The following is a 12,244-nucleotide window of genomic DNA, read 5'->3' on the forward strand; positions in this document are numbered from 1 at the left end:
TCAGAGATGTGTATAAGAGACAGGAGAAGGGAATTCCACCACTCGGGAGTCATCTAACGACATCGGTGCTCTGGCACAGCCTCGCGTACGGTGAGCAAGCAACTGGGTTGACACGCGCGGAGCTCAACGCGACACTGGGGCACCTGAATATCCGACTCGACAACTACGACTCCGCACTCGAGGCGCTGGCCGGCGGCGACATGACTGTCGCATGCTATTACCTCTATGACGAGGAGCGCGTTCGGTTCAAGTCCGATCCGAACCTCATTCGGATCATCGACCAGCGCGTGGACAACACGCCGGACGCGCAAGCTCGATCGCGATTTGAATCGCGTCTCGAAACCGAAGTCGGAACCGGGGGCTTCGAGACGGTCGTCTTCCCGGAGTCACCGGCTGACCTCCCGGACAAGATTTCGAAGCCACAACTTGCTGTCATGCACATGGACACTGCACCGGTGTCCGACGGTGGCGAGAACACGCCGGAGAAGATTCAGACGCTGTACGAGAAGTCCGCATCCAAACACGGTGGGCAGGTCCAGAGCCGCGTCTACAAGAACTATGTCCTCTTCCTTGCACCCGACGAGGAGCGGATCAAGAGCGGGATTGGGGAGGCCCGACAGCTCGAAGCGATCGAGGCCCTGCTCGACGACTCCCAACAGACCGCGGACCTGTCGAACGAGCAGATTGAGGAGCTTCGAGAGCGCCGCGATCAGGCCCACGGACTGCTTGGCGAACTCGTTCGCGGCGTCTACCGGCACCTCTACTACGTCGACCGAGACGGCCTGACCCACATCACGATCAACGCGACCGAGGCCAACGGTGGGACGACGCTCGTCAATGCGGTCGAGGAAACGCTCGAAGATCGTCTGATCCGAGCGGACGCCAGCGCGAAGGGGACGGCGTTCTTCAAACAAAAACTCTGGCAGCGGACCCAAGATAGCATGACAACCCAGCAGCTGGTCACCCAGTTCGCGAAAAAGCCCGGCCTTCCCTACCTCTTAAATACGAAACCGCTTCGAAAGACGGTCGAACGAATGGTCGACTCTGGATACGTTTACTGGGACGGCGAGAGCGAGACCGTCTACTGGGACGGCGACGCGGATGCACACCCGAACAACTGGGACGAGGATACACCGCTCGTCGAGTCACCCGACGTCCAGACGTCGATCCAGGACTCGAACGTGAAGATCGGCGACGGGTACGTGGTTTACACGGGTATCGAGGCATTTCTCGAGGTCCACGGCGATTCGCTCGAGGTACCTGAGACGCCAGAACCGGACGACGACGATGACGAGACTGAAGACGAACTCGAGGGCGATGACGACGACCTCGGCGGATCGGATGACGAAGAGGTAATCGATGGCCCCGGAACACAGCCGCGCGAATGGGATCACGCGACGAGTCTGATGGCAGCGTCTCGAGCGTTCAAGGAGGTCCGTGGCGAGGCGATTTCGTCGGCGTCCGACGGTGGCGCTGGCCTATCACAGGTCACGGTTGAGGTCGGTGGCGAGGACCGACTCTCGAAAGGGTCGTTCATCGCCCAGCAGGGTGCATTCAAGGACCGGGCTGACCACGTCTCGGTCAGGATGCAGTATGAGACGGCGTCGGACTCGGACGCGACGTACAAAGCGAGGTTCCAAGGCGGCCTCGAGGAGTTCTCTCGCGTGACGAACCAGCCGGACCCGTTCGGTGACACGGTTCGGATCGATCTGAAGTTCCGCGTGAATCTCCCGGAACCGGAGCCGATCACAGACGACGAGGACGATCTGCTAGCGGGGCTCGAGGACGCACTCGGACAGACCAACATCGACGTGAAGGTACAGGCTCGAGGACCGACCGAGATCGCACTAGAGGCCAAACAATGACGTCACAGTCGCGGCCGGAGTCCACGCTGTCGGCCCGGGAACAGCCCGGAGTCAGCGGTCTCGGTAGTAGCGTCTACGGCGGCCGTCCGAACTTCGCACTCGTTCGAGATGGCGGCCCCGATGGCGGCACGCTGACGCTATACGAGTTGCTGCCTGCGGACCAGGCAACGGCCCGGCGGGAACGACTCGAACGCTCGAATCCGAACCGCCAACTCGTGGCTGATTCGTTCGAGGACGTATTCGGCGAGTCGGATAGCCTCGAGGTCGATCACTGGGACTGGGACGAGTGGACGGCCGTGAAGATCAGACAACTGTCCGGGAACCGGCTACGGTCGATCCTGCCGCTGGTTCGCGAGACGCTCGGCGGCACCGGAATCGACGACTCGAGCGTGACGGGTTCCGGGCAGGGTAAGGTCTTCCTCCCCGAGACGGCCGGAGTCCGGCTTGCAGTGGGCTTTGTCGGCGTCAAGCCGATTCAACGCGTCGATCGGATGCGAGCGTTCTGTCGAGGTATCGCACGGATGAGTGACGAGGAATGCTACTACTGGCACGCGAAGTGTCGGTCTCCCTCGAGTCCGAACGGTGAGAAAGCATTGCGGACGCTATTAACGGACCACATAAAATAAAATGACATCAAATAATCGTATTGACCCCGAGGATCATGATTTCAAGCCATTAGCTATTGAGGGGAGCCTCCCTCTGAAAGCAGTTGGGATTGAAAACCTGAAAGAGGGTAATCCCAAACATATGCCTCCCCATCGATATCTTCATCCATGGTTTGCCCGTCGTCCTACACCAGTATCTCGTCTTGCAATACTCTCGTCTATCCTTCCTAGGGATACCAAATCTAATGAGTTGCTCGAGTGGATGCAAATAGGGCCGAAAGAAGATATCGGGGATATCTCAGAATATGTTGAGAAAAAGAAGGCCACCGAAGGTGAACGCAACGGTACTCTAGGTGAACACTATGGCTATCCACGGCCATTTACTGCATCTCCAAATGAGACTGAGCTAAAGGAACTCCATGGCCGGATCCGTGAGCACTGGGATGGTGAACTCCCTTCTGTTTTAGATCCAACTGCAGGGGGTGGTGTAATACCGTTCGAGTCGATCAGATATGGCTTTCCAACCAAAGCAAACGAACTTAATCCAGTCCCCTCACTGCTTCTAAAAGTATTGTTAGAATCTGCACCAGAGGTAGGCTCGTTAAATGGAACAATACAGAAGTGGGTGAATAGGACACGTGAGCGTGCTCAAGACAATCTTGCAGAGTATTATCCTAATAAATCTGAAGGACAATCCATAGATAGCAGTGTATGCACATATGTAATTGAATGTCCAACATGTGGTTCGGATATCCCACTAGTCCCTAAGTGGTGGGTGAGAAATCCGAATGGCAGTGGAACTTCGGTAGTCGCATTCCCATCTTTCTCAGATAATGGGAGTGTAGAATTCGATTGCTTGATTGATCCAACTGAAGAAGAATTAGGTAACTTTGATCCATCTGAAGGTACTGTTTCCCGGGGAGGTAATGCGGAATGCCTCAATTGTGACGTTGTAATTGAAAGCGATGAGGTTAGGAAAAAGATAGTCGGTGGAAACTTTGAATATTCTGTTTATGGCATAAAATATAGAAACAATGATGGCACACCTGGATACCGAGCACCTACTGCTGCTGATCAGAAAGCACTAAAGAAGGCTGAGAAACGGGTTAAAGAAGATTACGAGATTGCGACTCTATTGTCCACCCCAATACCAGAGGGGAAAAAGACAAGAGAACCACTTAATTATGGAATGTCCGAGTGGCGAGATTTATTTTCACCCCGACAGCTAGTTGCCCACTATGAATATCTCCAAGCCGTAAGGGATCTGGAGACAGAAATTCGAGAAAAACATGATGATAAAGAAGCAGACACAATCCTAACATTACTTGCTTTTTCCGCAAGCAAAATGGTTGACTATAATTGTCGTCTGGCTTCTTGGCATATGACCTGGGCATATCCCAACCCCGCTTCAAAGGGGAACAATTTCGCATTTAACAGGGTGTTTGTTGACAACAATATGTCTATTGGGGAAATGGGTCATGAGATGCATGCTGAGAAAGTTATCGAGTCATATGAAGAACTCGTATCGTATCTTCATGGGGAGGTTGGACCGGCAGAATTAACCAACAATGATGCTGCTGATCTGCCATATAGCGATGGGACTGTTCAGTCTATAGTTATCGATCCCCCTTATTACAGCAGTGTTATGTATGCAGAACTATCAGATTTCTTTTATGTATGGGAAAGAGAATATCTTAAAGATGTTTATCCAAATTTCTTCTCAGATAAGCTTACCAACAAAGAGGATGAAGCAGTTGCAAATTCTGAAAGGTTTGACAATGTCGCTGGTGGAGACTCATCAAAGAAAGAATTAGCTAACGAACATTATGAGAACAAGATGGCAGATATCTTCTCTGAATTGTACCGTGTTTTGGAACCAGGTGGCGTGATGACGGTGATGTTCACTCATAAGGAGACAGACGCATGGGATACACTCACGAAATCACTAATAAAATCTGGCTTCACGATCACATCTACCCACCCTATCACTAGTGAAATGCCAATACGAGCGGGAATGCGGCAAAGTGCATCCGCTGATAGTACGCTAATTTTAGTAGGACGAAAGCCAATAGAAGATGAATCCACTGATGCTGATATTCCATGCTTATGGAACGACGTGAAGACTGATACCCGAACAACTGCAAAGGAGGCCGCTCGTAATTTACTAAAATCTGGCCTAACACTCACCAAGACTGATGTTATTATTAGCGCATTTGGTCCAACACTCCGTGTTTTCGCAGATGCCTATCCAGTCGTCGACGACGAGGACAATGAAGTCCCACCACGACGTGCTCTTGAGGAAGCCCGCGAAGCCGTAACTCAGGTCCTCGTCGACGAATACCTCGAGGCTGAGGGGATCGACGAACTTGACGACGTCACCGAGTGGTACATCCTCTGCTGGCTCGTCCACGAGTCCGAGACGTTCTCCTACGACGAGGGCCACCAGCTCGGGCTCGGTATTGGCGTTGACATCGACGACATCAAGCGCAGCACCAAGACCTGGCGCAAGAGCCGCGGGGACATTTCGCTGCGCAGCCACGACGATCGCGTCCAGAACATCAACGAGAAGCCCGAGGATCGCTCGAGTCGCATTCCCGTGAACCCGGACGACCTTTCCTTCAGCCTCGCGCTGGACAAAGTCCACGCGGCGATGCACGTCTATGACGTCCAGGGCGAGAGCGCCTGCTGTGACTGGCTCCGAGAACGGAACTTCGACACCGACTCGACGTTCAAGGCAACCCTCAAGGCGCTACTCCAGGTGCTGCCCCACGATCACGACGACTGGGAACTCGCACGCGATCTCGCCGCCGGTCGGACTCGAGACGTACTCGATCTGGACTTCAGTCCGAACGTCTTCGCAGACGATGGCGATGAAACGACGCAGACGACGCTCGGAGATCACTAACTGACACACCACCTGCCAATCCCTCAACATGGAAGGCTTACTCGATAACTGGCGACACCAGAACGCGGACCTGTTCAGTGCGGACGTTAGCGACGACGATTACGAACCCGTTGACGTCGAAGAAGCCGTAGAGCGTGCGAAAGAGCTAGCCGGGATCAAAGTACCCTCCGTAGACAGGTATATTATTCCCCTGTTCAAGATCAACGAGCCGGAGCTGATTGACCAGTACGTCTTCTATTCTCCAGGTACTGGTCAAATAAGGTGGTACGACCCTGAATTCGGTCTTTCTGGGTCAAAGCGATCTGCTTCGTTCGAGACGGTAGCGACGACCGAGATCGGTCAGCGGCTTCGGTTTTGGCTCCCATCCCATCTGGAGGAGCCAGAGCTGCCGATCGATGATTCCGAGCTGCCACCCAAACAGATTCAGCCGTCCGATCAGCTGAGTAGCGACGAGCAAGCGGCGTTCTTCCGGAACTTGAGGGGGTTCGTTCGGACCGAACGCGAAAGCGAACGTGAGGCTAACTGGGAGGCCTACTCCGAGCTGGGTCTCGACGAAGCAATATCTCGGAATCACGTCTCCGGTCCGTTTCTCTCTATTGAGGGGACCTCAGGGGAAAACGGTGAGCAGGCGTACGTCTTCCAGATTGCGGTGGATGAAGACGAAGATGACGAAGACAACATCGATCTTCGAGAGGATGAGGGACTCTTCCGCGGGAACTTCTGTATTGCAGACACCAATGCGAACGACGAGCAGTTCCCGCTTGAAGCCAAGATTATCTCCGTCGACGGGCCCAATATCACTATTCTACCTGACTGGAGCTCTGTCGGTGACCGTGCCGTTGCCGAAAAGATCCTGACCAGTGACGAAGTCGAGCTGTGGTTCCACGAACTATTGAATCCGATCCCCTTCGAACGACGCCTTACGGCGATCAACCAGGTCAAGAAAAATGAGGAGAAACGCGAACTCCTGACCGGACAGCGTCCCGTCGAATTTAACGTCGACAGGTATGCGATCCCTGATCCGGAGATAGAGCTCAATGATTACCAGTATCAAGCACACCTCTGGGCAGACAGTGCGAATGCTGTAGTCTGTATCCACGGTCCGCCGGGAACCGGAAAAACGCGGACGCTTACCGCGTACGTTCGCCACGCTGTCGAGAAGGGACAATCGGTTTTGGTGACGGCTCACTCGAACCAAGCTGTCGATAACTTACTGGTCGGCGATAGCACCCGAAGCTCACCGGAAGAAGATACGCTTCACGCGATGGCGCAGGATCCGGACATGGATCTCTCGATCGCACGAGTTGGGAACAATACTCGAAATTCAGTCGTCGAAGCGAACTATGTCGGTCGATCACTGAAAGCTGCCGATGTCATCGCGGCAACGACCAGTGGGGCATCCCACTTCGATCAGAACGAGTTTGACGTCGCGGTCGTTGACGAGGCGACGCAGGCGAGTCGGCCCGCGACAGCGATCGCACTCAACTGCGCTCAAAAGCTCGTTCTCGCTGGAGACCACAAACAACTCCCGCCGTACTGTGCGGATGAGTCGATGCAAGATGAGGAGATGCACATCTCGCTCTTCGAGTATCTTCTCGAGCGATACAGCGACGATATCTCCGTTCTCCTCCGGAAACAGTATCGGATGAATGAAGAGATTGCAGCGTTTCCGAACGATGCGTTCTACGGTGGCAAACTGAAAACGGCTGATCGATGTCGCGACTGGACTGTCGACGATCTGAAACCGATCATGGGAGTTGACATCGACGGGGATGAGCAACGAGAGGCTCACGGAAATTCGCTCTATAACATTGAAGAAGCGGAAGCAGTTGCGAAACAGGTGAAACTGCTGGTGCAGAGCGGGCTCGATCCTAGTGACATCGGCGTTATTACAGCCTACAGTGGACAAGTCAGGAAGGTGATCGATCGCGTCAACCGGCTCGATATTTACGATCCTACCCGTGTTGACGTCGATACGATCGATTCGTTCCAAGGTGGCGAACGCGAGGCGATTATTATCTCGTTCGTCCGAAGTAATGAAGAGGGACACAGCGGTTTCCTCGAGTTCCCAGAAGAAGGGCCTCGGAGATTGAACGTCGCACTCACTCGAGCTCGCAAACGCTTAGTCCTGATCGGTAATTGGGACACCCTGGGAACAGTAGCGCCACACCGATCACCTGATGAGAGTTGTGCTTTCTTCTACGCGTCTCTAGCTGACCGGCTTCAATCGCAAGAGCGGATGTTATCAATCGGAGAGTAAATGTGAATACGGTTGATCTGCTCTATTCGCGAGCACTAACCTGACGTCCGATCAAGAATCCTTGTCCTCTCTCTAACCGAACACGAATCGACTTGCCTGGGGTCCCCCCTTCGATATGGACTTGGTGATTCTTGTATTCCGCTATAGTATCACGGGTACCGCCTGAAGAGTCGACACTGAGCGTCACTACTTTTCCATCTGCCTCTTTTTGTGAGATCGTGTCAGTGGTGGATTGCGAGGAACTCTTTTGTGACGTACTATTCGTAGAACTGGACTCGTTTGTTTCCGCCTCCACCGAAGACCGTTGATGAGACTCCATCGATCGAACATTCCCATCAACAATGACGGCATCATTCTGTCGTGCACGGTCGTGGAACGTTCCTTTACTATCTCCAACATCTCCAGGTTTTGACTCCCCAACGTTGTAATCAGAATCACTGCGATGGCGGTAGCCATATCGATCACGGTTATTCCTTGCCATGTGGGACCTATTCATACTAAAAAGCCAAATAGTTTTGGGAGCCGACAGTTTCGGAATCAGATATGATATAGACCCTTAAGTGATATGTGCCCTGAATGAGAACAGGTAAATATAGATGTCCGGTCTCGCTGAACGCACTTGGGAATCAGTCTACGAAAGCAGACCTCAATCAGAGGGGCCGTACCTTGTCGATGAATTTTACGTTCCTGCACTCGAACGAAGTATCCGTTACGACCGTATCGCCGGCTACTTTTCTAGCAGCGCCCTCGCAGTTGCCTCCCGCGGGATACATTCACTTCTCCAGAACGACGGCGAAATGCGACTCATCGTTGGAACCGAACTGTACGAGACTGACCGACCGGTCCTCGAGGCACTGACCGACGAACTTGAGGAGTCACTCGACGATCTCGACGACGAACGGTTGAACGCACAGCTCACGCTCCTCGCTCGACTACTTCGCGAAGGTCGACTCCACATCAAGGTTGCCGTCCCACGCGAAGGCAACTGGCAGATCTTCCATCCAAAGATGGGAATCTTCCACGACGCAGACGACAACGCACTCTCCTTCGAGGGCAGCGTCAACGAAACGATCGGTGGCTGGAAACGAAACTACGAGCGATTCAAGGTCCACTGTTCGTGGATCAAGGAACAGCAATCGTACGCCAAGGGAGACATTGAGACGTTCGATCGCCTCTGGTCGAACAAACACCCCTACGTCGAAGTGTACGATCTCCCCAAAGCTATCGAGAAGGAACTCATCGACTGGAAAGATCCCGAATCGGAAACCGAACTTCAGGAAGCGATCCAGATCGCCCGTGGGGAAGCGCCGCCGACCGAACGCGACAAAGCGAATATCGTTGCTGACGGTCACCTCACCCCCGGTGGTCTCGCACTCGCCGAAGAAGCGAGTACGATCGAGCCGTGGCCACACCAGCGAGTCGTCTCTGATACGCTCGTCAGTACCTATCCGAACAGTTTCCTCCTCTGTGACGAAGTTGGACTCGGTAAAACCATCGAGGCGGGTCTCACGCTCTCTCGGCTCGGTCTCACCGACGAACTCGAGACGGGACTGCTGCTTGTCCCGGCGAGCCTCACCATTCAGTGGCAGGAGGAGCTTTGGGAGAAGTTTAACCTGAACGCGTTCCGCTACGATCGGGGCAGTAACTACGAGTACGCCTTCATCGATGCGTTTGGTCGCGAACACTCACCGCCAGCTGTCTCTGATATCGATCCCGGCTCGCACGAACAGGCGTGGGTCAACAGCCCTATCTGGCGGTTCCTCCACGAGCGTCAAACTGACGATACCATCGACGGGCCGACGATCGTCGTGATGTCCTGGCATACGGCCAGGATGTCGGGTCGATGGGAACAGATTGCGCCGAAAAACGGTGAGCAGGTCCGGACACGCGACGACGTTCCGGCGAGTTGCCGCGGCCGATCGTTGGCGAATCGGGAGGGGGTCTGGGACGCCGTTATCGTCGACGAAGCCCACAACGCTCGGAAAGGGAGTAATTTCTATTCGCTACTCGAGCAACTCCGTGAGCACACCCAGACGTACTACCTGTTGACTGCGACGCCGATGCAGCTCCACGCTGGCGAGCTCTACGATCTCATGTCGTTGCTCGACCTGCCTGGTGAGTGGGACAACAAAGACGAGTTCACCAAATTCTTCGAAACCCGACAGGCACTCTCACAGGCGCTCAAGTCGGAATTAGGGGCCGATAGTACGCCAACCGATGACTCGTGGTCGGCGCAGGCAACACTCACAGAAGGACGCTACCAGGACCGACTGCCGGGCGAACGGAGTCTTTCCGACCGAGTTTTCGACGCCGTCGCCAATGAAATGGACGTGGGCGACGAGCAGCATGCTCGTTCCATCGCGAAGCAACGAGTTCTCCGAGCCTGTGACCTTGCTGGCGATTACGGTGAGCACTACGACGGATACATCGAGACATTCGAGGCCGCTATCGACGAATACGATATCGATCCGTTCGACGCAAAGGAGGACGAGAAATTGAAGTTCCTCCTGTATCCGGAGTGGAAGGCCGACGAGGAATGGCTGATGTTTTCGCGGAACGACCGGCTCAACGCGTTAGACGAACTCACTGAAGCGGGCTGGCAGGTCGTCCAGGACGTTCTGTCCGCTTCGACGCCGGTGGACGCGCTCATTCATCGTAACACTCGTCCGACGCTCCGCAAATACGAACAGGTCGACCTACTCGATGAGACTGTCCCAGACCGCGATCCTGAGCAGTGCAAGATCGAGCTGACCGATGAGACGCGTCACGTCTACGACCGGATTGATGAGTTCACTCGAAAGTTCTACAAGCTTGCCCAGCAATCGAGTGAGGCTGAATCGCGCGCTATCGGGTTCGTGATGACCACATACCGACAGCGACTCACGAGCAGTGTCTACGCGATTTCGCAGAGCCTTCAGGCCCGACTCCAGAAGCTCCGGAGCCAACGGGTCGTGCTCAAAGGAAAACAACGAGCAGCGGACCGCAAATCTCGTGGCTCTGAACAGGTCGTTCTCGAGACGCTTTCCGAATACGATCTCGAGGACATCGACGCACTGGACGAACTTGAGGACGACCTCGAGGATCAAAATCTCGCGGAAGTCGTTCCGAACGTCACAGACGAAGGTATCCACCTGTTAGAAGAAGAAATAGAGGAACTGGAGTCGTTTGTCGGTGAACTCGAACGAATCGATCAAGACCCGAAGATCAGCCAACTCAGAGACGACCTTGACGAATTGGATAAAGACGGCCACAATCGAACCATCGTCTTCACGCAGTACACGGATACGATGGACTTCATTCGAGAAAGCCTCGTGTCTATCTACGGTGAGACAATCGCGACGTACTCTGGACGCGGCGGAGAGCTGTACGATCTCGAGGCCGACGAGTGGACGACAGTTGGCAAGGAACGGGTAAAGCGAGAATTCTCGGCGGATTCGGGCAGCGTCGGTATTCTCATCTGTACCGACTCGGCCAGTGAGGGTCTGAATCTCCAGGAATGCGGCGCACTGATCAATTACGATCTGCCGTGGAATCCGATGCGAGTCGAACAGCGAATCGGTCGTATTGATCGTATCGGCCAGCAACACAACGAGATCACGATCTTGAACTACAGCTACGAAGATACGGTCGAGACGGACATCTACGAACGGCTCGACGACCGAATCAATCTCTTCGAGAACGTCGTTGGAGAGATGCAACCCGTCCTTTCTGGCGTTAGTCAACAGATTCGAGCCGCAACCCTCGAGGCCGAAGGTGACAACAGTTCTGAGGTCGTCGAAAAGGCTGACCGAGAGTTTTCCGAGCAAATCGAGGATCAAGAGAACGCAGATCGCGTAGACGTCGGGGAATCCCTAGAAACCGTAGAGATACCGACCCGGCAAGAGATCATCGACGAGGCGAAACTCGACGCCTGGCAGTCCTACATCCATCCAGATCTGATCGATATTGGTGAGACAGACTACAGCTACACAGAGCCGTTCGAAACGTCGGGTCTCGAGGCCATGTTGGTCGGAAACGAAACCCTCGTAGAGGAAGGGATTACGTTCACCCCAATTAGTGAGCTCGAGATTGACCTGATGGAGAGTGAATATACCGATGCTGTCGACTTTGAGGATACGATCTACCGCCTCACTTACAGTGGGCCCAACGTCCCCGAGTCTGATGGTGAACACACACTCGCTGAAATCGTTTCCTCCGGCGAGGATGCTATTGTCGTGACTTTTTCGGCAGAGTGTGCCGATGAGTTCTCATCGATCCACTATCTCGCACCAGGGAATCCATTGCTTAGACAGCTTATTGAAGTGATTCAAGAGCGGAGTGAGAATCCAGCCCGGCTTTCAAAGCGAGCGGAGGACCGTGACGAGTCTAGCACCCGATCGGTTGTTTGTGGTTGGGGGCGAAATGGTGACCTCGCATCGCTTGATGAAGATGGTGCTATCGAAGAGGATGAATCGATGGGGTCCCTGACTACTTGGAAAGAGTCTTTTCTGACAAACAGGGAGCGGACCGATCTATCCTAAATCGGGCACCGAATCATCTCTATTTCCACTCCAACGATACGGAGGCGTAGAGATTAGTTGGTCTTTTGGCCCTGTCTCTTATACACATC

The 12,244-nt window shown here is 54.1% G+C and carries 4 protein-coding genes and 1 pseudogene; all 5 read left to right on the forward strand.

The features are described 5' to 3' along the window. Positions 1-1,865, forward strand: a pseudogene (locus C495_RS16510) (hypothetical protein); the annotation flags it as partial. Beyond that, the gene (locus tag C495_RS16515; RefSeq protein ID WP_008164987.1) at positions 1,862-2,491 is read left to right on the forward strand and encodes a DUF7680 family protein; all 630 of its coding nucleotides are present in this window, start codon (positions 1,862-1,864) and stop codon (positions 2,489-2,491) included. The pseudogene C495_RS16510 and the gene C495_RS16515, both read left to right, overlap by 4 nt. A gap of 1 nt (position 2,492) precedes the next feature. After that, complete coding sequence (locus tag C495_RS17435) at positions 2,493-5,375, forward strand: DUF1156 domain-containing protein (protein ID WP_083902510.1); 2,883 nt, start codon at positions 2,493-2,495, stop codon at positions 5,373-5,375. Positions 5,376-5,403: 28 nt separating this feature from the next. Continuing rightward, positions 5,404-7,635, forward strand: a complete 2,232-nt coding sequence (locus C495_RS16525) for a DEAD/DEAH box helicase (protein ID WP_008164992.1) — start codon at positions 5,404-5,406, stop codon at positions 7,633-7,635. 596 nt (positions 7,636-8,231) lie between these two features. Then, complete coding sequence (locus tag C495_RS16530; protein WP_049890404.1) at positions 8,232-12,155, forward strand: helicase-related protein; 3,924 nt, start codon at positions 8,232-8,234, stop codon at positions 12,153-12,155. Positions 12,156-12,244: the final 89 nt, after the last annotated feature.

Source organism: Natronorubrum sulfidifaciens JCM 14089, from assembly GCF_000337735.1.
GTDB classification, from domain to species: Archaea; Halobacteriota; Halobacteria; order Halobacteriales; family Natrialbaceae; genus Natronorubrum; species Natronorubrum sulfidifaciens.

Excerpts from the sequence above, each read along its gene's own strand:
- C495_RS17435 (WP_083902510.1), top strand. The coding sequence starts at position 2,493 with ATGACATCAAATAATCGTATTGACCCCGAGGATCATGATTTCAAGCCA.
- C495_RS16525 (WP_008164992.1), top strand. The coding sequence starts at position 5,404 with ATGGAAGGCTTACTCGATAACTGGCGACACCAGAACGCGGACCTGTTC.
- C495_RS16530 (WP_049890404.1), top strand. The coding sequence starts at position 8,232 with ATGTCCGGTCTCGCTGAACGCACTTGGGAATCAGTCTACGAAAGCAGA.
- C495_RS16515 (WP_008164987.1), top strand. The coding sequence starts at position 1,862 with ATGACGTCACAGTCGCGGCCGGAGTCCACGCTGTCGGCCCGGGAACAG.